The sequence below is a fragment of the Variovorax pasteuri genome (assembly GCF_051216435.1).
In the GTDB taxonomy this organism is placed as follows: Bacteria; Pseudomonadota; Gammaproteobacteria; order Burkholderiales; family Burkholderiaceae_C; genus Variovorax.
In genome coordinates this window covers 156,605-176,959 of the sequence record NZ_JBPJZS010000004.1, presented here as the reverse complement: position 1 = coordinate 176,959, position 20,355 = coordinate 156,605, and the positions used below count along the sequence as shown (strand labels likewise).

At 61.9% G+C, this 20,355-nt stretch carries 25 protein-coding genes; 7 read left to right on the top strand and 18 right to left on the bottom strand.

What is annotated here, in order from left to right:
• Window positions 1-25 precede the first annotated feature (25 nt).
• Entirely contained in the window at window positions 26-949 is a 924-nt protein-coding gene (locus ACSFBM_RS17175) for a shikimate dehydrogenase family protein (RefSeq protein WP_435485408.1), read from the bottom strand.
• Window positions 950-1,147: 198 nt separating this feature from the next.
• On the opposite strand from ACSFBM_RS17175, the gene ACSFBM_RS17170 reads away from it, so the two are divergent.
• The 7 genes from ACSFBM_RS17170 (at window position 1,148) to ACSFBM_RS17140 (ending at window position 7,509) form a co-directional block, all read left to right on the top strand.
• Entirely contained in the window at window positions 1,148-1,954 is an 807-nt protein-coding gene (locus ACSFBM_RS17170; RefSeq protein WP_435485407.1) for an IclR family transcriptional regulator domain-containing protein, read from the top strand.
• A gap of 73 nt (window positions 1,955-2,027) precedes the next feature.
• The gene (locus tag ACSFBM_RS17165) at window positions 2,028-3,032 is read left to right on the top strand and encodes a Bug family tripartite tricarboxylate transporter substrate binding protein (protein ID WP_435485406.1); all 1,005 of its coding nucleotides are present in this window, start codon (window positions 2,028-2,030) and stop codon (window positions 3,030-3,032) included.
• 131 nt (window positions 3,033-3,163) lie between these two features.
• On the top strand, window positions 3,164-3,829 hold the full coding sequence (locus ACSFBM_RS17160) for a response regulator (RefSeq protein WP_435485405.1): 666 nt from the start codon (window positions 3,164-3,166) through the stop codon (window positions 3,827-3,829).
• Between the two features lie 108 nt (window positions 3,830-3,937).
• Window positions 3,938-5,347 carry a sensor histidine kinase gene (locus tag ACSFBM_RS17155; protein ID WP_435485736.1) on the top strand — a complete coding sequence of 470 codons (1,410 nt, stop codon included), beginning with the start codon at window positions 3,938-3,940 and terminating at the stop codon, window positions 5,345-5,347.
• A gap of 13 nt (window positions 5,348-5,360) precedes the next feature.
• On the top strand, window positions 5,361-6,374 hold the full coding sequence (locus ACSFBM_RS17150) for a Bug family tripartite tricarboxylate transporter substrate binding protein (RefSeq protein ID WP_435485404.1): 1,014 nt from the start codon (window positions 5,361-5,363) through the stop codon (window positions 6,372-6,374).
• Between the two features lie 134 nt (window positions 6,375-6,508).
• Window positions 6,509-6,679: a hypothetical protein gene (locus tag ACSFBM_RS17145; protein ID WP_435485403.1), complete on the top strand. Its 171-nt coding sequence runs from the start codon at window positions 6,509-6,511 to the stop codon at window positions 6,677-6,679.
• Between the two features lie 188 nt (window positions 6,680-6,867).
• Entirely contained in the window at window positions 6,868-7,509 is a 642-nt protein-coding gene (locus ACSFBM_RS17140; protein WP_435485402.1) for an FHA domain-containing protein, read from the top strand.
• Between the two features lie 9 nt (window positions 7,510-7,518).
• Here ACSFBM_RS17140 and ACSFBM_RS17135 read toward each other — a convergent pair whose 3' ends face one another.
• The 17 genes from ACSFBM_RS17135 to ACSFBM_RS17055 form a co-directional block, all read right to left on the bottom strand.
• The gene (locus ACSFBM_RS17135) at window positions 7,519-8,667 is read right to left on the bottom strand and encodes an ATP-binding protein (protein WP_435485401.1); all 1,149 of its coding nucleotides are present in this window, start codon (window positions 8,665-8,667) and stop codon (window positions 7,519-7,521) included.
• Window positions 8,668-8,799: 132 nt separating this feature from the next.
• Window positions 8,800-10,026, bottom strand: coding sequence for an ROK family transcriptional regulator (locus ACSFBM_RS17130; RefSeq protein WP_435485400.1), 1,227 nt, complete (start codon window positions 10,024-10,026; stop codon window positions 8,800-8,802).
• Window positions 10,019-10,816, bottom strand: a complete 798-nt coding sequence (locus tag ACSFBM_RS17125; protein WP_435485399.1) for an ATP-binding cassette domain-containing protein — start codon at window positions 10,814-10,816, stop codon at window positions 10,019-10,021. The genes ACSFBM_RS17130 and ACSFBM_RS17125 overlap by 8 nt, the downstream gene beginning before the upstream one ends.
• A complete protein-coding gene (locus ACSFBM_RS17120) occupies window positions 10,816-11,778 on the bottom strand; it encodes an ABC transporter permease (protein WP_435440023.1) in 963 nt (320 codons plus the stop codon). Before ACSFBM_RS17120 ends, ACSFBM_RS17125 begins: the two co-directional genes overlap by 1 nt.
• A gap of 26 nt (window positions 11,779-11,804) precedes the next feature.
• Complete coding sequence (locus ACSFBM_RS17115) at window positions 11,805-12,842, bottom strand: sugar ABC transporter substrate-binding protein (protein ID WP_435485398.1); 1,038 nt, start codon at window positions 12,840-12,842, stop codon at window positions 11,805-11,807.
• Window positions 12,843-13,322: 480 nt separating this feature from the next.
• Window positions 13,323-13,679 carry a hypothetical protein gene (locus tag ACSFBM_RS17110; RefSeq protein WP_435485397.1) on the bottom strand — a complete coding sequence of 119 codons (357 nt, stop codon included), beginning with the start codon at window positions 13,677-13,679 and terminating at the stop codon, window positions 13,323-13,325.
• Window positions 13,680-13,820: 141 nt separating this feature from the next.
• Entirely contained in the window at window positions 13,821-14,216 is a 396-nt protein-coding gene (locus ACSFBM_RS17105) for an Imm50 family immunity protein (RefSeq protein ID WP_435485396.1), read from the bottom strand.
• A gap of 78 nt (window positions 14,217-14,294) precedes the next feature.
• Entirely contained in the window at window positions 14,295-14,585 is a 291-nt protein-coding gene (locus ACSFBM_RS17100) for a hypothetical protein (RefSeq protein WP_435485395.1), read from the bottom strand.
• 202 nt (window positions 14,586-14,787) lie between these two features.
• A complete protein-coding gene (locus ACSFBM_RS17095) occupies window positions 14,788-15,243 on the bottom strand; it encodes an SUKH-3 domain-containing protein (RefSeq protein ID WP_435485394.1) in 456 nt (151 codons plus the stop codon).
• A 388-nt stretch (window positions 15,244-15,631) separates the two neighbouring features.
• Window positions 15,632-16,120 carry an RHS domain-containing protein gene (locus tag ACSFBM_RS17090; protein ID WP_435485393.1) on the bottom strand — a complete coding sequence of 163 codons (489 nt, stop codon included), beginning with the start codon at window positions 16,118-16,120 and terminating at the stop codon, window positions 15,632-15,634.
• Between the two features lie 111 nt (window positions 16,121-16,231).
• Window positions 16,232-16,525: a hypothetical protein gene (locus ACSFBM_RS17085; RefSeq protein ID WP_435485392.1), complete on the bottom strand. Its 294-nt coding sequence runs from the start codon at window positions 16,523-16,525 to the stop codon at window positions 16,232-16,234.
• Window positions 16,526-16,910: 385 nt separating this feature from the next.
• Window positions 16,911-17,294, bottom strand: a complete 384-nt coding sequence (locus tag ACSFBM_RS17080; RefSeq protein WP_435485391.1) for a VOC family protein — start codon at window positions 17,292-17,294, stop codon at window positions 16,911-16,913.
• Between the two features lie 428 nt (window positions 17,295-17,722).
• The gene (locus ACSFBM_RS17075; RefSeq protein ID WP_435485390.1) at window positions 17,723-18,112 is read right to left on the bottom strand and encodes a hypothetical protein; all 390 of its coding nucleotides are present in this window, start codon (window positions 18,110-18,112) and stop codon (window positions 17,723-17,725) included.
• Entirely contained in the window at window positions 18,109-18,639 is a 531-nt protein-coding gene (locus ACSFBM_RS17070; protein WP_435485735.1) for an RHS repeat-associated core domain-containing protein, read from the bottom strand. The genes ACSFBM_RS17075 and ACSFBM_RS17070 overlap by 4 nt, the downstream gene beginning before the upstream one ends.
• Complete coding sequence (locus ACSFBM_RS17065; protein ID WP_435485389.1) at window positions 18,567-19,133, bottom strand: RHS domain-containing protein; 567 nt, start codon at window positions 19,131-19,133, stop codon at window positions 18,567-18,569. Before ACSFBM_RS17065 ends, ACSFBM_RS17070 begins: the two co-directional genes overlap by 73 nt.
• Window positions 19,120-19,596 carry a hypothetical protein gene (locus ACSFBM_RS17060; RefSeq protein ID WP_435485388.1) on the bottom strand — a complete coding sequence of 159 codons (477 nt, stop codon included), beginning with the start codon at window positions 19,594-19,596 and terminating at the stop codon, window positions 19,120-19,122. Before ACSFBM_RS17060 ends, ACSFBM_RS17065 begins: the two co-directional genes overlap by 14 nt.
• 239 nt (window positions 19,597-19,835) lie before the next feature.
• Window positions 19,836-20,354, bottom strand: coding sequence for a hypothetical protein (locus ACSFBM_RS17055; protein ID WP_435485387.1), 519 nt, complete (start codon window positions 20,352-20,354; stop codon window positions 19,836-19,838).
• Window position 20,355 lies beyond the last annotated feature (1 nt).

Genomic DNA, 20,355 nt, shown 5'->3' with positions numbered 1-20,355 from the left:
CTCGTTTCTTTGAAAAATGGAAGGCTCAGGCCACGCTGGGCGAGTGATAGCGCAGGGGCTGCGCAATCTCCGCTTGCATGGCCGGCGGGTAGATGATTTCGCGCAGGAAGTTCGCGTCGGCCTGCAGCGCTCTCGCCGCGTCGAGGTGGCCGAAGTAGCGCAGGTAGTGCGGCATCTGCTGAATGAGCATTTCGAAGCCCGCCTGCGCATTGAGCCCGCGTGCGCGCGCCGCGCGCACCAGCGGCGTGGGCTGGTTGCGCAGCAGGATGTCGAACAGCGCGGCATGGGCGTCCATGCGCGTCACGTCGACCGGCAGCGCGTCGCCTTCGACCAGGCCCAGCGGCGTGGCGTTGATGACCAGGTCGTAGCCCTCGGGCGCATTGCTCTCCACCGCGACCACCGTCGCGTCGAAGAAGGCATTCAGCTTGGCCGCCACGCCGGCCGCCTTGCCGGCCGCGCTGTCGAAGAAGGCGATGTGCTCCGCGCCGTTCACTGTGCCGCCTTCGGCCAGTGCCACGCCGATGGCCGCAGCGCTCACGCCCGCGCCGAGGATCAGCACGCGCTTGCCGCGGAAGGGAATGTTGCAGTGGTCCAGCGCGCCGATCAGGCCTTCGCCGTCGAACAGGTCGCCCTCGAGCTGGTCGCCCTCGGTGCGGCGCACCACGTTGACCGAGCCCGCCACGCGCCCGAACAGGCCGCAGCCGTCGAGCAGGTCGACCACCAGCGGCTTGTGCGGCGGCGCGATCACCATGCCGCGCAGGTTGCGCGCCAGGAAGGCCGACTTGAAGAACACCGCGAAGTCGCGCACCGGCACCTGCATGGGCAGCAGCACGGCGTCGATCTCGTAGCGCTCGAAGGCGGCGTTGAACATGCGCGGAAGCCGCACATTGCGAACCGGGTCGCCCGGAATCAGGTACGCCTGGGTGCTGCCGCGGATGGAATGGCTCATGTGCTTGCTTCCGTTCGTCAATCGCTCGTTTCGAGACCGAATGCCTCGCTTTATAGACCCTTCGCCTCACCCTTGCTGTCTTAGGGCGCTTCAAACGTGCGATTATCGAACTGTAAAAATCGATCATCGTTCAATTCAAGGGTTTTCAGGGGTACCGCTGGCGCCCATCGCCCCCTCTACCGAAGGCACACTTCCGCCATGACGAAGGACAGCAAGGACCTGGACAAGGACGACGCCGCACCGCCCGCGGGGCTGGACAAGCGCGACTGGATCGCCGGGCTGGAGCGCGGCGTGAGCATCATCGAGGCCTTCGACGACGCCAACCCGCGCCTCACCGCCAGCCAGGCCGGCCAACGCACGAACATGACCCGCACCGCCGCGCGGCGCTATCTGCTCACCTTGCAACACATGGGCTACATGGCGAGCGACGGCAAGCTCTTCTGGCTCACGCCGCGCGTGCTGCGGCTGGGGCAGTCGTACCTGGAGTCGGCCCGCCTGCCGCGCGTGGTGCAGCCCTTTCTGCAGCGCGTGGCGGCCGGCACCAACGAGTTTGCGTACCTGAGCGTGATGGACGGCGACGAGGTGGTCTACATCGCGCGCAACGGCCCCAACCGCAGCATGAGCACCGGCTACGTGCTGGGCGCGCGCGTGCCGGCGCAGGTGACGGCCTCAGGCATGCTGATGCTTGCACTGCGCAGCGACGCCGAACTCAACGAATGGCTGGCAACCAAGACGCTGACCGTGTTCACCTCGCACACCATCGCGAGCATGGAGCGCATGCGGCTGGAACTCGCGCGCATCCGGGCGCAGGGCTGGGCGCTGTCGGAGCAGCAGCTCGACCTGAACTCGCGCGGCATCGCGGCGCCGCTGCGCGACAGGCACGGCACGCTGGTGGGCGCGCTGAACATCACGATGCCGATGGGGCATGAGAGCTCGGAAGACGCGGTGGCGCGGGTGTTGCCGGTGTTGCGCGAGACGGCGCAGGCGATGCGCAACCTGATCTGATGCACTGACAGCATTCCGACAGCATCCACAGTGCAGGATGCGCACTTTCCCCAAAAAGACGGAGACACGCACCATGTCGGAACCCTTCCTGAACGACGCACACACCCGCCGCCAGTGGCTGCAAGCCGGCGGCGCACTCACTCTGGGCGGCCTGCTGCCTTCGCTGGCCTCGGCGCAAGAGACTTGGCCCAGCAAGTCGATTCGCTTCGTCGTCCCCTTTGCCCCCGGCGGCAGCTCTGAAATCGTCGCGCGCTCGACCGCCGCCGAGCTCTCGCGCACCCTTGGCCAAAGCGTGTTCGTCGACAACAAGCCGGGCGCGGCCGGCAACATCGCCATGAGCGAAGTGGCGCGCAGCACCGACCAGCACACGATCATCCTGGGCCACATCGGCACGCTGGCGGTCAACCCGTACATCTTTGCCAAGCTGCCCTACGACGCCAACAAGGACTTCAAGCCCGTGAGCCTGCTGGCCAAGGTGCCCAGCCTGTACGTGGTGCACCCCGACGTGCCCGCGAAGAACCTGAAGGAGTTCATCGCCTACGCCAAGTCCAGGCCCGGCAAGCTCAGCTACGGCTCGGCGGGCAACGGCAGCGCGGGCCACCTGGCCTTCGAGTACCTGAAGATGACCGCCGACGTGTTCATGCTGCACGTGCCCTACCGCGGCACCGGCCCGATGGTGACCGACCTGCTCTCGGGCCGGCTCGACGCCTCGGCCATCGGCGCGGCGGCGATCATTCCGTTCATCAAGGCGGGCAAGGTGCGCTGCATCGCGACCGGCTCGGCCAAACGCCTGGCGCAGCTGCCCGACGTGCCCACCGTGGCCGAGCAGGGCTTTCCGGGCTTCGAAATGACGCAGTGGTACGGCATGCTCGCGCCGGCCAACTTCACGCCGGCCAACCTGGCCAAGCTCTCGGCCGAGACCATGAAGGCCGTGAAGTCGCCCGACTCGATGCAGCGCCTGACGGCCGACGCGGCCGAAGCCGTCGGCGGCACGCAGGAGCAGTTCGCGCAGTTCATCACGGCCGAACAGACCCGGTGGCAAAAAGTCATCGCCCGGGCAAACATCAAACCAGATTGATTGGCAAACCCCCAGGCTTCGCGCACTTCGTATCGCTTCGCCAACCCCCTTGCAGAGGGCAACACCTGCGGCCCGGCAAAGCCGGTTCCGCGGTGTTCCCCGAAAAGACCCGGCGCCACTAGGATCAGTCGATGCGCATCCTTCTTGCCGAAGACGAACACACCCTGGGCACCTGGCTCTGCAAGGCACTGGAGCATGCGGGCATCCAGGTCGAATGGGTGGACGACGGCCGCCTGGCCGACCGGGCGCTGCAGCAGCGCGAGCACGACGCGCTGGTGCTCGACCTGGGCCTGCCGGGCATGGACGGCCACACGGTGCTGCAGCGGCTGCGCGAGCGCGACCAGCGGCTGCCCGCACTGATCCTCACGGCGCGCGACTCGTTGAGCGAGCGGGTGGCCTCGCTCAACGCGGGCGCGGACGATTTCCTCGCCAAGCCTTTCGCGCTGGCCGAACTCGAGGCGCGCCTGCACGCGCTGGTGCGGCGCGCACGCGGCGTCGAGCATCCGCGCCTGGCCTGCGGCGCGCTGGTGTACGACGGCGCACGCAAGCACTTCACGCTGAACGGCGAGGCGCTCGCCCTGTCGCCGCGCGAGCTGGCCGTGCTGCGCGTGCTGGTGCAACGCAGCGGCGAGCCGCTGTCCAAGCAGCAGATCCTGGAGCGCGTGTTCTCCGACGACGAGGAGGTGCACCCCGAGGCGGTGGAGGTGTTCGTCTACCGGCTGCGCAAGCGGCTGGACGGCAGCGGCGTGCGCATCGTCACGCTGCGCGGCCTGGGCTACGTACTGGAAACCGACTGACATGGGCTCACCCCCAGGCTTCGCGCACTTCGTGTCGCTTCTACTCCCGCCTCGCCGGGGGCAACACCCGCGGCCCGGCGGAGCCACGGCGTGAGCCGCATTGCGCGCATGCGCCAGAGGCTCAAGCGCGCGAGCCTCTGGCAGCGCCTGGCGCTGCTGCTATTCCCCGCGCTGCTGCTCGTGACCGGCATCGAGTTGTGGATGACGCGGCATGACGCGCTGGCCGCCGCCAACGCGGCCTACGACCGCTCGCTGCTGGGCGCGCTCAAGTCCATCGATGCCAACATCTCCACCGCCTCGGGCGGGCTGTCGGTCGAGCTGCCGTACACGATGTTCGAGTTCTTCGAGCTCACGGCCAGCGGGCAGGTGTTCTTTCGCGTGGCGACCTCCGACGGGCTGGTCGAGCTGGGCAGCGCCGACCTGCCCGCGCCGCCCGCCGAGCTCGCCATGGGCGTGCCGGCCTTCTACGACGCCACCTACTTCGGCGAGGCCGTGCGCCTGGCGGCCTACCGGCGCGACCTCGACCGCGCGCCGGCGGGCAGCACCGGGCGCAGCGTGCTGATCCAGGTCGGAGAAAGCACGCGCTCGCGGCAGGAGTTCAGCGCGCGCTTCGTGCGCAGCGCGGCCTTGCGCGACGGGCTGGTGCTGGCGATGCTGCTGTGCGGCACCGCGCTTGCGCTGGCGGCCGCCTTGCGGCCGTTGTCGCGGCTCGCGCGCGAGGTGCAGGCCCGCACGAGCGACGACCTCACGCGCATCGCCGAGACCGACCTGCCCGCCGAGGTGCGCCCGCTGGTGGCCGCGGTCAACCAGCAGATGTCGCGCACGCAGGCACTGGTGACGCAGCAGCGCCAGTTCCTGGACGACGCCTCGCACCAGCTGCGCACGCACCTCACCACGCTGCAGATGCAGGCCGACTACGCGCGGCGCGAGCAAGACCCGGCGCAGGTGCAGGTGGCGCTCGATGCGCTGGGCACCGAGATCGGACGCGCCACGCGCAGCGCCCAGCAGCTGCTGGCGCTGGGCCGCAGCGACACGGTGTCGGTGGAGCCCGCCGCCTTCGACATGGCCGCGCTGCTGCGCGAAGTGGCGCTCGACCTGCTGCCGCTGGCGCGCGCCAAGCGGATCGACCTGGGCATTCATTCGCCCACGCCCGAATTCCTTGCTGTGGCCGACCGCGGCCTGCTGCGCGAAGCCTTGGGCAACCTGGTCACGAACGCCATCACGTACACGCCGGCCGAAGGCACGATCACGCTCTTCGCGGCGGGCGACGCCGCAGGCTGGAGCCTCAACGTCGATGACGACGGCCCGGGCCTGAGCGACGAGGAACGCACCGCACTGGGCCAGCGCTTCCGGCGCGGTGCGCGCGCGGGCAAGGGCGGCTTCGGGCTCGGGCTGGCCATTGCGCGTTCGATCGCGCAGCGGCACCAGGGCGAGCTGCGGCTCGAAGCGCGTGAGGCCGGGCGCGGGCTGCATGCGATCATCTGGTGGCCGCGCACATCGGCTCCCACCGCCACCTGACGCGACTGCCGCCATGCCCTTGCAGACCTCCCGCCGCCATGCACTTCGCACGCTGTCCGCGCTGCTGATGCCCTGGCTCGGCACGCGCGCGCTGGCTGCCAACGACCCTTCCGAAGACCCCGCCGACTGCGTCATTCCCGCCAAGGCCGGCGGCGGTTTCGCATTGACCTGCGCCCTTGCGCGCGATGCGTTGCAAGCCGTGCGCCCCGCGCGTCCGCCGCTGGGCCAGCGCTACCTGCCGGGCGGCATCGGCGCCGTCGCATTCGACCGCATCGCCACCGGCCAACTCGGCGGGCCCGGCACGCTGGTGGCGTTTTCGAGCGGCTCGCTGCTCAACCTGGCGCAGGGCCGCTTCGGCCCGCACCCGCCGTCAGCCGTGCGCTGGATCGCCACGCTGGGCACCGACTACGGCGTAGTCGCCGTGCACCGCGACTCGCCCTACAAGCGCCTGCAGGACCTGGTCGCCGCGCTGCGGCAAGACCCGTCGCGCATTGCCTTCGGCGCGGGCGGTACCGTCGGCAGCCAGGACTGGGTGAAGGCCGCACTGCTGGTGCGCGCGGCGGGGCGCGACCACAAGGCCATGCGCTTCGTGTCGTTCGAAGGCGGTGGCGACGCATTGAGCGCGTTGCAGGGCAAGCATGTCGATGCCTTCCCCGGTGATGCAGCCGAAGCGCTGCAGGCCATGGCCGGCGGCGCGGCGGTGCGGCTGCTCGCTGTGCTGTCGGACCAGCGCCTGGGCGGCGCGCTCACCGGCGTGCCGACGGCGCGCGAGCAAGGCGTGGACCTGGTGTGGCCGACCGTGCGCGGCCTCTACGTGAGCGCGGACGTGCCGGAGCCGGCCGTGCACGCCTGGGCCGCCGCCTTCCGCGAAGCGGCCGCCGCACCCGGCTTTGCCGCGCTGCGCGAGCAGCATGGCCTGTACCCCTTCACGCTCACCGGCGCCGCGCTCGACGGCTACGTGCAGGCGCGCATCACCGCATACCGGGTGCTCGCCGACGAGCTCGGTCTGCGCCGCTGGAAGCCCTGACCCGCCGGCTTGCCGACGCCACAACGGTCGGTCGCGGCGAACGCCTCATGCACGGCTCGTCCATCCCCCGACGCTGACCCGCAATAGGCGCCCCGTCCCACGTTCAGCGGCCAGCGAGCGTCCAACCTGCGTGCATGACCGATCCACGCAATGTCGCGCACGACAAAAAAGTGCAGCAGGAAAAGAAACACCACGGCGAAGAAATCGCACCTGGCGCCATCCATGCGCCGCAGCCCGGGCAGAAGCCTGCGCTGAAGCATGAGGACGCAGAGCCTCCCGAGGGCGATGCCCCTGGATCGAACTGATCCTCCGCTCCCCGTCAGCCCCGGTTCCGGGGCTTTCTTTTCAGCGTGGCGGATCCGTCGGGGGACGGGGTTTCAAGCCCTGCGACTACATCGGACGTATACCTAAGCGCTCATTTTCCGATCAGCCCGGCGGGGCATGGTGCATTGCTTCGCCCGCACGGGCACAGTTGTCTTCACAGGAAATACGAATGCCGGAGCTGGTAATTTCAATCGGTGCCAACCTGTCGCAGGTGGCACTGGTCAAACGCCGTACGACGATCGGCCGCCGTACGGACTGCGACATCGTTCTCGACAGGTTGACCGTGAGCGCGAGTCATGCGGCGCTGCATTTGCGCGGCAACCAGGTGTTCATCGAAGACCTGGGCAGCACCAATGGGACCCTCGTCAATGGTGTGCCGGTTGTCCAGAAGGCGCTCGAGGACAACGATTTCATCGAAATGGGCGGTTGTCAGATCCTCTTTCTGGACGCCGGCGCCGGCACTGATAGACACGGCGCGGGCAGCGAGCCGACCGCGGATCGGCCCATGCCCACGGAATTTGCACCGACGGAACCTGCCGAAGCCGGGATGCCGCGCGTGCCCGTGCTGCGCGTGCTGTCAGGGCAGGGGGAAGGCCGGGAGCTGTCGCTGCGCAAGGTCGTCACCACCGTCGGTACGCCCGGTGTGGCCGTGGCCGCGGTCACACGACGCCGGCAAGGCTACGTCGCTGCCAGCGTGATGGGTGTGGTCACGCTCAACGGCAAGCTGCTGGACACCGAAGCGATGCCGTTGAAAGAGCACGACGTACTTGAACTCGATCGGGCCACGCGCCTCGCATTCATCGAAGTGTGAATGCGCTTCTCAGTTCGGCGCTCTCGGCGCCGCAACGGCGCGAGGAATGCGGACCGAGAAACTCGTGCCCCCCGCGTCGGTCGACGCCACGTGGATCGAGCCACCGTGCGCCAGGACCGTCTCACGCGCGATGAACAGCCCCAGGCCGAGGCTCGTGCGCGGGCGCCCGGGCTGCTCTCCGTCGAGCGGCAGCTGCACCATCGCGCTGAAGATCGTCTTGAGCGATTCGGCCGGAATCGCGGGGCCGCGATTGGTCACGCAGACCAGCACGTCATTCGTCTCGCCGGCCACGTCGAGCAGGACGCTTGTCCCCTTCGCCCTGTACTGGGCTGCATTGGCGAGCAGGTTCACGACCACCTGTTGAAGCCGGACGTCGTCGAAATCGCCCGACAGGTCGCCGCGCGTGTTCAAGTCGAACACGCAATCGGGGTTTGCCGAAGACGCGTTGTGAAGGGCGGCCTGAACAATGTCGCCCATGTTGGCCGCTGCGGGTGCCATGGGCATCTTGCCGCCGAGTTGCGTACGCGAATACTCCAGCAGGTCGTTGACCATGGTCGTCATGGTGGCGGCGCTTCGGACCAGCCGTTTGCCGGTGACGGCGTTGCCGTCGAGGTTCTTCGACCGCTCCAGCAGCAGGCCGGTCATGCTGATGGCGGCCAGGGGCGTGCGCAAATCGTGGCCGAGGATGGCCAGGAAGCGCTCGCGCGTGTGGTTCGTGTGCTCGGAAAAGGTCATTGCCGACTCGGCCAGGGCCTCGTCCACCGCCTCGTTGAAGCGCGTCATTTCGTCCACGACCTCCCGGTTGAACTCTTGGACGGTGGGCAGCCACAGGCGCAGAACACTCGCACGCAGCGCGCGAAACTCCGCCGTGAGCTGCGTCAGTGAAAAGCCGCTGACCTCCCGCAACGTGCCGTGGACCGCGGCAGCGCTGTGAAAACTTCCCTCGTCATCCGAGTCACCATGCGACTTGGCCCTTTGTTCGGCCTTGCTCTGGAAGCTCTCGATGTCCAGTGCAATGGCCTTGATGATCTGGTGCGCGTGGTCGCGCAATGCCTCGCTGGTCATCAGGGTGGCGGCGGGCTTCAACGTCTTGGCGAAGGCCTCCCAGTCCACCAGGATGTCTTCGGCGCGCTCCGTGAGAAAGCGGGAAAGCTTCATGCGTACCTAGTTTTTCGCCGGGCTAACAGTCATCCAGTCATCCAGGCATTCGCTGAATCCTCCCGCACCCCGGGCGAGTTCCACGTAGGACGAACGAGCCAAGTCCGCTGGCGATTGCCTCACGCAGCGTCTTCAGGCCGCCTTCAGGAACACCTCGTGGTCCGGCGCGAAGTTGACGTGCAGCGGCAGCATCGCGCCGCCCAGCGCACACGCCAGCGCTCCCGCCCTGCCGCCGTGCACCTGCGGGTGCCACAGGCCTTCCCAGTTGCAGCGGTCCAGCGCGGCGCGCGTGCGCTCCAGCAGGGCCTGCAGCAGCAGGCGCGACATCGAGCCGTCCATCACCACGTCGGCCAGGTCGAGCATGGCGGCGCCGCTCACGATGGCGTGTGCCAAGGCATGCGATGCGCTTTCGAGCCAGGCCTGCGTGCTGGCGGCAAAGGGCGGCTGCAACGCCCGGTCGTCGTAGGCGGCCGTGGCGTCCAGGCCCTCGCCGGCCAGGCGTTGCTCCAGCTCCCACAGCGAGGCCTGTGCGATCAGTTGCGTCGGCAGCGCACCACCGCTCGTCGGCGGCTGCATCGGCAATGACGCGAGTGCGCCCGCATTGCCGTGCGCGCCCGCGTGCAGGTGCGAGTTGATGACCAGCCCGCCGCCCACGAAGGTGTCCACGAAGATGTACAGGAAGCTCTTCAGGTCGTGCCCGCGTCCGGCCACCAGCTCGGCCACGCAGGCGGCCACCGTGTCGCGCGCGAAGCTCACCGGCACGTCGGTGCGCGCGCGCACCTCGGCGGCCAGGTCCATCTGGTTCCACAGGTCGGCCTGCGCCTTCGACAGGCCCAGCGTGCGGTGCCAGCCGCCGAGCTGGAACGGCGCGGCCAGCCCCGCGCCCACGTTGCGCGCGGCCAGCGGCCCGAGCCCGTCGCGCAGCCGGTGGATGTGCTGCGCAATCGCGGGCAGCAACTCGTCCGCGTCGGGAAAGTCGTAGCTGATGGCGTGGCGCTCGCGCACCTGCGCGGTGAAGTCGATCAGCAGCCACTCGGCGCCGCGCCGGCCCACCTTGATGCCGATGGAGAACGCGCCGTCGGGGTTCAGCGCCAGCGGCACCGAGGGCTGGCCGATGCGTCCGCGCACGCGGCTCTGCTTGACGATGAGGCCGTCTTCCTCCAGCCGCGCGGTGATGAGCCCGATGGTCTGCGCGCTCAGCCCGGTGAGCCGCGCCAGGTCGGCCTTGGGCAGGCTGGTGTGAACGCGCAGTGCCTGCAGCACCGTGCGCTCGTTGAACTGGCGCATGCCGACCTGGTTCGAGCCGCGGGGCCGCAGCAGGTCGGGCATGCGCGCAGGTGCTGCGTCGGCATCAGGCATGCGCCTCCGCGGGCAACTGATCGGCCGTCATCGCGCCGGTCATCACGGCGACCGTGTCGCTCATGCTGATCTTCTTCGGGTTGAGCACCGCCGCGCGCTTGCCCAGCCGCGCCACGTGGATGCGGTCGGCCACCTCGAACACGTGCGGCATGTTGTGGCTGATGAGCACCACCGGCAGGCCGCGCTCGCGCACCCGGCGAATCAGCTCCAGCACCATGTTGCCTTCCTTCACGCCCAGCGCGGCGGTGGGCTCGTCCATGATGACCACGTGCCGCGCGAAAGCCGCGCTGCGCGCCACCGCCACGCACTGGCGCTGGCCGCCCGAGAGCGTTTCGACTGCCTGCGTCATCGACTGGATGCCCACCTTCAGGTCGGCCATGCGCGCGGTGCTCTCGACCAGCATCTTCTTCTTGTCGAGCATGCGCAGCACGTTGCCCAAGAAGCCGGGGCGGCGCAGCTCGCGCCCGAGGAACAGGTTCTCGTAGATGGTCATGGCTGGGGCCACGGCCAGGTCTTGGTACACCGTCTCGATGCCCGCGCGGCGCGCGTCCAGCGGGTTGCGAAAGTGCACCGGCTTGCCGTCGAGCAGGATCTGCCCCTCGTCGGGCACCACCGCGCCCGACAGCGCCTTGATGAGCGAGGACTTGCCCGCGCCGTTGTCGCCGATCACCGCGAGGATCTCGCCCTCGCGCAGCTCGAAGTCGACGCCGTCGAGCGCCGTGACCTGGCCGTAGCGCTTCACCAGGCCCTTGGCCTGCATCACGATCTTGGGGTTGGCAACCGCGTTCATCAGCGTGCTCCCTTGCGCGAGAGCTGGTCCGCGGCCACCGCCAGGATGACCAGTACGCCCGTCACCAGTACCTGGTAGATCGACGACACACCCATCAGCGTGAGACCGTTGCGGAACACGCCCACGATGAGCACGCCGATCAGCGAGCCCAGCACGATGCCGCGCCCGCCGAACAGGCTGGTGCCGCCGAGCACCACGGCGGTGATGGCGTCCAGGTTCTCCGTCTGCCCCGCGTTGGGGTCACCCACGCCCGTGCGCGCCACCGACAGCAGCGAGGCAATGCCGTACAGCACGCCCGCCGCCACGTACACGCCCAGCAGCACGCGCTGCGTCGGAATGCCGACCAGCCGCGTGGCCTCCGCGTTGTTGCCCACCGCGTAGATGTGGCGGCCGGCGGCCGTCTCGCGCAGCACGAACCACGCGAGCGCATACAGCGCCACCATCAGCACCGAACCCCACGCCACCTCGGCACTGCCGATGGTGAAGGTGGTGCCCAGGCCGGTGAGGCCGCCCGGCAAGTCGGTGATGGTCTGCGAAGACGAGTAGAGCTGCGTGATGGCAAACGCGATGTTCAGCGTGCCCAGCGTCACGATGAACGGCGGCAGCTTGATGCGCGTGACCAGCAGGCCGTTGAGCAGGCCGAACAGCGTGGTCACGCCGATGCCGCACAAGATGGCCAGCGGCACCGGCATGCCCAGTTCGGTGGCGAACTTGCTCATGATGATGCTGCCCAGCGCCATCACCATGCCGCACGACAGGTCGATGCCGGCCGTGAGGATGATCAGCGTCTGGCCGATGGCGATCACGCCGACCACCATCACCTGCTGAAGAATCAGCGAGAGATTGCCGCCGGTCAGGAACCGGTCGGACTGGGTCGCAAAGAAGATGCATGCGCCCAGCAGGGCCAGCCAGGGCCCCAGGGCACCCCAGGGGATGTGGTGCGTTGCAGGTTTTGTCGCCATCGTTGTGTGCTCCCCGGGCTACGCTTTTACTTCTTGCCCCAGCACAGGTCGGCGCCGGTCTTGGTGTCCTTGCTGTCCACGCCAGCCACGCTCTTGCCGGCGATCAGCGTCACGCCGGTGTCGACGTAGCCCGAAGCCTTCTTGCCCGTCTTGGCGAACTCCACGCCCGCGGCCACGCCCATGGCGGCCATTTTCAGCGGGTACTGCTGCGAGGTCGCGGCGATGACGCCGGCGTTGGTGTCCTTGATGCCCTGGCAGCCGCCGTCCACCGAGACGATCAGCACGCCCTTCTCCTTGCCTGCGCGCTTGAGCGCGTTGTACGCACCGGCCGCGGCGGGTTCGTTGATGGTGTAGACCAGGTTCACTTCGGGCGCCTTCTGCAGGCAGTTTTCCATCGCGGTCTGCGCCTTGGCCTGGTCGCCGTAGCTGTCGGCCATGCACACGATTTCGGGCGCCTTCGACAGCTCGTTCGACTTGGCGTCGTTCGCGGCCAGGCCGAAGCCCTTCATGAAGCCGTTGTGGCGCTGCGCGCCCACCGGGTGGCCCGGCAGCAGGTCGAGCGCGACGATCTTCGCGGGCTTGCCGGCCATCGCGGCCTTGGCGTATTCGCCGATCAGCACGCCGGCCGTGTAGTTGTTGGTGGCGAACAGTGCGTCGGTCGCGTCCGGCGGATCGGCCGGGCTGTCGAGCGCGATCACCATCACGCCCTTGTCGCGCGCCTTCTTGATCGCCGGCACGATCGCTTTGGCGTCGCTCGGCGTGATCAGGATGGTCTTGGCGCCCGCCGCAATCATGTTTTCCATCGCGGTGATCTGGCCCGCGTTGTCGCCGTCGGCCTTGCCCGCACCCGACAGCAGCTTGGCGCCGAGCTTCTTGGCTTCTTCCTGCGCGCCTTCCTTCATCTTCACGAAGAAGGGATTGGTTTCGGTCTTGGTGACCAGGCCGATGATGGGCTGGTCGGCGGCGAAGGCGGCGGTGGTGGCGGTGAATGCGGCCGATACGGCCAGGGTCGTGGCGGCCAGGGCCAGGAGGGAGCGGGTGCGGCTGATGCTGCTGCGTTGCATGATTTTTGTCTCCGTGGGCAGGCTGGGGAAGTGGTGCCTGCGGGCTTGGGAACCGGATCGCGTTACGGCCAGGGGGCGCGGCGTCCGGGCGCAGGGGGACTATCGGCCAGCGGGAGGACTAAATCAAGTGGGTTTAGTTATCGGAAACCCGGGGGTTGGTAGCGGAACAATCCGTCGCGGGCGTCCTTCGCCAATGCCTCGGACTAACGCGAAGCAAGCAGATGCGTACGGACATAAGCCAGGCCTTGGATCCAAAAGGGATGCGACAAGTACTTGAAGCGTCGGCTCGGCGGCACTGAACAATTGCCCTTGCACTACAACTTGATTTTCAATTTCCCAATAGTAGCTATCGGCTTGCGCCAACGAAGCATCAAGCAACGAGCGCAATGCTTGCGGGATTCGGTCAGCAGACCCTTGAACCGTCTCGTAATTACCCCAGTCAAAATTAGAAACAGCAATGGACGCAAATTCGATCATCATTTACGCGACGGCATTGGTCGCAGCAAATTTTTCGAAAAAGACCTGAGTATCATATTTTCGATCCGATCGCGAGAAAGACCAATACTCTGCAGGAAAGAAGTACCCTTTTTCCAAGAATACCTCCAATTGATGATCTGCATACTCGATTGCATCGCCACTCAATCGCAGCAGCAATTTGCCTTTACCCCTTTCAAGGAGATCTGGATTCTCCGCACGAAGTTCGATTTGCGCGCGCTCCAGATTTTCACCCGAATAGCAAAAACAGTCGACGCGTTCAACAAGTGATGCGCAGTGAGCCAGCGCGGCAATTCGAGAGCGCAACAGTCTGGCGCCCTCGTCGTCGAGTGTGATCGTCAACTCATCCTTGCTCAACGGCCCAAAATTGAAAATTATCACCTTTAATCCCGAGAACAAGATGCCACGCCAAATTTAAATATCTTCACTTTATTGGCACGTATAGCCGACGCAAACACCATCGATCAATAATTAATTTGCCGCCTACGCAGTTCCGATACTTCCCGGAACCAGACTGTCGATCGAGATCCACTCGCAATCGAAGATCATCGAAAAACCTTCTATGCAATGCATGTGCACCGAGGCCAAGCCGTTGGAAGTTTGGATGCTGAGTCGACTCACTGTGTTCTTATGATCCCAGTCAGTCGCAACCAACTTTTTAACCCCGAGAAACGATACGCCCAGATAAATAACATCGTAGGCCCTGGCCCATCTGGCCGGGGGATTTCTCGGCCTTTTCTCGGTCATTAGTTTTATGGAAAATCTGGGTTCATCTCGCTTCAATAGTATTTCCAATACTTTTGAATCACTCAGGGGCGAAAAATCTCCATACGGCGCCAACAAAGCCTGAGGATTTAGGATCTTCTGGTAGTCATTCATTTTTTTAACTCGTACGAGTGGGCAACACAGCGCCTGCGCACGCCCTAGGCCAAGCTTGCTTCTCTAGTCACGCAGTGATCAGCGCACACGCATTTTTTCAGCAGCCAGAGGAAATGAGCTCAGAACAAAATCCACGGCCGCCTTGATATTTGGGAGCTTATTTCTAATATACGCATCATACATATCTACGGCATCCTCGTATTTATCCAAATACTCATCAAAGCCTACCGCAACAGAGTCTTCAAGCGGCCTGATAAAGCACTCCCAATGAACCGTTTCGCCGGCGCGAATATAGTCATCCTGAACCCAATAGACCTTTTTTGATTTAACTATTGACTCAATTTTGGCAATTAATTCTGCGTCATCCATTTTCTTCCTTGCCAAAGGACAGTGGGTGGGGCGGCCCACAAAAATATCGCCACGAAGTATCGGAAACGGTTGTAATGCAGCCCCGTCTCTTCATCAAAATACTGCCCCTGGAACGGTATCGGGATCCACACCCCCGCCCGTCTCCCCGCCCCGTTGATCGCCTCGCGCACCTCCCCCAGGCCTTGCACCAAATAGACCCGTCTTACTCCGAGAGCTTCTGAAACTTACCGCCAAACATAATCTTGTCCAAAGCTTCTTCTACCGTTTTCCCCATCCTGCAAAAGTAATCGTCATACCCCCCAAAAAAGCCACCGCAATCGCCAATTAAGAACGTCAAATGCCCGGAATAGCCTTGCCCGATCGGAATTAACACCTCGCCAGCGAGTCGTTCATAATCTTCAACGATCCAAGCGCGGTCTAAGCGACGCGTAGCCGCGGAAGGATCAAAATGGCTTTCATCGGATAATTCTCCGCTGTAGGCGGGATGCACTAATTTAATACCTCCAAAAGATCCAGCAAAATCCAATGCTTCCCGAAATGTCTTGTAGCCATCTTTCTTCCAGTCAAATGCAAACTGATTCGTTTCGATCTTTCGCGCAGAATTCCAACCGAAACGCCCCAGAGCAGCAGTCAATTTTGGATTTAATTGATAAGCCATGATCTATTGCCTGTCAGAACCTTGAATTTCTTGAATGTCACCGAACAATTTTTACAACAGGGCATCGGCTCTCCTGACCTCGTGTAGACCGTAGCGACATCGAGGTCGACAATGGACGACCCATCTTTTAATGCTTTATTTTCCGCATGAATTTCCGCGCAATTGTTTGCGCCCCAGCTTTCCAACGAAGATGCTGGCATGCCAACTCCCAATTCTCCATTAATGTTTTTGAGTTTTGTTTCACTGGTTCCGGTATAGATCTTTCCGGTTCTACGGTTCACCATTGCACAAGTGGCTGTGGGTAATTTTCCGCCTATCGCCCTGAGCCTTGCTGCTTCTCGCTTTGCATCTTCAAGCGCATTGGGGCATCCCTTAGATCTTTGAAGCCCTAATAAGTCGATCCACTGGATCGGATTGAGCGCGTATTCATACGAATTTGGGGCCTCCAATAGGTTTGATTGGGTCGCTGGACGTGAATCTTCCGCTGTAAGGGTCGTAATACCGATACCGGTTGCAATGCAGCCCGTCTCTTCATCAAAATACTGCTCCTGGAACCGTATCGGGTTCCGCCCCCCGCGCGTCTCCCCGCCTCGCTGATCGCCTCCCGCGCCGCTCCCCAGGCCTTGTACTGCGCCGACCACGCAACTCCCCCTTCATGGTCTGTCAGTTCCTGCGGCGTGCCCAGGTGGTCGCACTGATAGAAAGCCATCTCCTTCCTGTCGAACGCACGCGACACCACGCTGTTGCGTTGCTCGCCATTCCACAGCGGGTCCTGCTCTATGTCGTAGACGCCGCCGTTCGCCTCCATCAGCGCCTTCGTATCCGTCGTCTCGCTCAGCGCCATCGCGCGCGCTTGGCGCACCTGCACCAGCGGCACCAAAGCATCATGACTGGGAACTCAATCTGCGCTTTGCGAGCCGGGAAACATCTTCGTTTTCGTCATTTGCAAGGTTTTCTACTATTTCGATCGGCGTCTTTTGGTTCGCCGCTATTTTTCTTCGAACCAATTCGTTGGGGCCATTTGCCAATAAGCCAAAAAATCCACTGGCAATCTTCTTTTCTCCGTCAATATTTCCCGAACAACTTCATCGCCTTGATTGGCCAATATTCTAATTATCTTCGGTGGAATTGTTCGATTTTGCACAACATCGATTCGATGAGAAATAAAATTCGAAACCAACTCCATCCATACCTCTAGAGAAGCTTCATCTTGAAATCTATTTATGTCAACAAGTTGCTCGGACGCGCACAATGACAAGAATTCGCCTGCTGAAGCAATCATGATATTGGATCCTTTCATTTCAACGATTCAGGTCGATAGATTTCCCAGCATTACCTTCGTGCTTTCCCATTCGATCTCCAAGGCCATCCGAATCAAGGGCATCTAGTACAGGACTTTTTTATCGAATTTTTTAAATGCACTGCCCCGTGAACAGTTTGATCGATGGAATACCAACTCCCATCCTTTGGATCTCTAGAATACTTAGCTACACCAACTCCGGGCACATGGCCCGATTCATACGTCACCCACTGCGTGACTTGGCCGTCGGGCCGCACGGTGGCGATGCGCTGGTTGAGTTCGTCGTAGCGGTGTTGCCAGACGGCCGTGCGCTTGCGTTCGAGGTACTCGTGGTGCTCGCGCTTAAGGGTATCAATCGAACCTCATTTCAGGCTTCGGTAGGTTTCCCACCCGGAATGTCGGCCTTGGCATCGTCTTCGAAACTCTCTGATATCACTTCGATGGTGTTGCCCGACGGGTCGAAAAATCGCGCAAGGTAAAAGCCCGGCGTGCGCGCAATCGTGTCGAACGCTACGCCCTTTTCTTTCAGCCTGAGGCAGAAGCTCGGAAAGTTCTTGTCGATGAAGAACTCATAAATCGCATCTGCTTCTTTGTCGTTTTCCTTTCGTTTGGAATCGAAGTACTTGAAGCTGATTGCCAAGTTGTCGTGGCCTGGAACTCGCAGCACGTCGAGCGTAGGGTCTTGCACATAGCCCAGAACGCCTTCGTAGAAAGCATTCATTCGTTCGAACATTCCCTTCTTGCGCGGCATCGGTATGTGAAGAGTGAATGGCTTCATGATTTTCCGTACCTTCCTTTGGCCTTAGGTCGCGAGCTTTCCTGCGCGCCCGCCCGGGCCGCAGCGGTGGCGCACCGGTTGGAGCGATATGTTTTGGCACCGGTGCGGCCCAGGGCCTTTTTCTCGGCCGCGTAGAACGGACTGCGATTACAGGAACCATCGATCCCGATGTCGATGAATTCGTAGTTTTCCGCGGCACGTTGACGAATCCAGCGCGCATTGCCGGCAACCGACTTCTGCTCCCATTCCTCGCTTCAGAATTTTTCGCGCGCTGCACCGGCGGCTGTTGCAGACCTCGCCATTTTTCCCATCTTCCCCGCATACTGACTCTGCACCTTCTGAGTCGTCAGCAGCGATGCCCGACACCACTAAATGCTTTTCGTCAAACTACGCAGCGTTGACTATTTAGAAAAATCCAATCCCTGCGGTCCTATTTCATCTAACAACGCAAACTCCCCGACGTTAAAAAACTTTGGGGGACTATTTGTCAATGCAAGAATAACTCCCTCCAAATAACCTCGCCGATCCAAAACATAACTGAGAGGAAGATCATGCGGGATAGCATTTCTCCACAATTCTTCGGAGGAAAAATTATTCCAAATGAAATTTAGCCCGTCAACAATATTTCTTTTTGAAATTGGGCCAAAACCCTCGAAACTGCGCGCCATTGCTTCAAAAAGAATAGCCTGATTTATAGGCAGATTGATATCAAATTTCTCCAGCTCCTCGTCACTTTTATCGAATAATGAATTATAGAGGCCACGGATGTAATTAAGGTTGATTGAATTCATAATTGAGGATAAGCAGTATACTCGCCAGTGTTATTTCTTCGAACAGTAACGCGCGAAGTAGTGACGGGACATCCTCCTCCACTGCGATATCCCTCACCAACCGCTCTGCCCATATCAAATGTCGCGTAATTAAGACCAGATGCATTCATAATCTCCCGCCCTTTTTGAATAGCATCGAGCTGATCTATATTGCTTAAGAATCTAGTTGAATCAGGGCGATGATTTTGCGGGACCTTACATGGATTATCTGGTGGCACCCCTGTAGTAGCACGCCTTTCCTGCTGCGGCATTGTTGTATGAGCGCCATGTCGAGAGTAAGCATGACCGCCCGTTGCCGCATCATTGTCGGCCAGAATTTTTCCTGCCCTACGATTAGCTCGATTTCCCTGCAAACCAAGTGGATCAATAAACTCCACTGGATTCGGCGCGAATGACAGTACGTTAATTCCACCATTCAGTCCGATTGGATCCTTAGAGATGAATCTTCCGCTGTAAGGGTCGTAATACCGATACCGGTTGTAATGCAGACCCGTCTCTTCATCAAAATACTGCCCCTGGAACCGTATCGGGTTCCGCACCCCCGACCGTCTCCCCGCCTCGCTGATCGCCTCCCGCGCTTCCCCCAGGCCTTGTACTGCGCCGACCACGCAACCGCCCCTTCATGGTCCGTCAGCTCCTGCGGCGTGCCAAGGTGGTCGCATTGATAGAACGCCATCTCCTTCCTGTCGAACGCACGCGGCACCGCGCTGCTGCGCTGCTCGCCGTTCCACAGCGGGTCCTGCTCGATGTCGTAGACCCCGCCGTTCGCTTCCATCAGCGCCTTCGTATCCGTCGTCTCGCTCAGCGCCATCGCGCGCGCCTGGCGCACCTGCACCAGCGGCACGAACGAGCCGGCCTCGTGGATGTAGTGCACGCTCCAGCCGCGCTCGCCGCCCTCCTGAATCGCTGATTTGCTCTGCGTGCTCTCGAACCCGAGCAGGGCGCTGTCCCAGTCGATTGGCGCCGAATCACAGAGGATCAAGCAAATATTTCCGGGCGTACTTCAAAAACTCCATGCCCATTTCGGGGGCAAGCCGCTTAAGCAAAAAAAGATAGAACGGTAAGGGCGTTGGGCTTTCGTTTTCGTCCGGATCCCAGTCTGTGTCTTCATAGAAGCAGCAGACGGCGCATCGGCTCAACGCGGCAAGGGTCGGGTTTTCTTTTTCGGAATGATTAGACAACGCCCAGAGAGCAAGCTTGCCCGGCCTGCGAAGCTCGTCGCCATCACGCGCATCAAAGCTGACAACTGCATCCTGAAGTTGTTTGGCAATGAAATTCAGCTGCGAAAGCGGAATAGCCTGATCAAACCGACCGGTCCCGATGGAGCGGCTTAAAAACTCGGCATACATCTTCATGATTCGGCTGAAGGGCACCTGCCTGTCCATCAGTTGCTCTTCAATAGCATCGAACTCACTAATTTCTTCTTCGCTGTACGGCTCAACCACTTTTCCCCTCTCACATTGAAACACACAACCCGTCCTTACTGATTCACTGGGGTCAACACCTAATTATTCGAGCAAGCCAAAGCCACAACGAGTTAGCCGACATTCGCCACCCATCAAATTTCACGCATAGCCTGAAAAAATCTTAGCTCCACAGCTACGTTTTTGCGCCAGCGGTCGCAATTCAGAACTAGCTCTTGAGGGCCAACTTATATGCTTGCGAAATTGCCCGATCGAATTTTTTAGGCAACTCCATTCTTTCCAAACACAATCTCTGCCCTTGCCTGCTCCCAAATTTTTACATAGTCAATCACATCCATCCTCAGCGCGACAACCTCATTCTTTGCCTCGTCGTTAGCGAACAAAAATGCCTTCTCAAAATCAACAACAACAAAATAAGCTTCACTCGAATCGAATATCTCAGTGCCACTTGGAAGCCCAATATATGCGTCGGGCGCCAGCAAGCTATCGCCTAAATTTTTAGACCACTCACCGTCCACCCAACAAGCATCGTGCAGCAGTTGAAAAAAATGCGCCGGGGGCAATGTTTGATCGAAAACTCGTTCGGCGAAGTCGACATTATTCTTTTGTCTCTCGATATTGGACAGCAAATCATCAATCGCTCCCACCATCAATCCTGAAACGGAAACCGCTCCCCCATCTCCAAAAGTCAAATCGCCTATAGAGATCAGCATTCGATCCACAAAAACGTATTTGCCATCGCTCGATTTTCGAGTAGAAATTTCAATTGAATTTTTCATT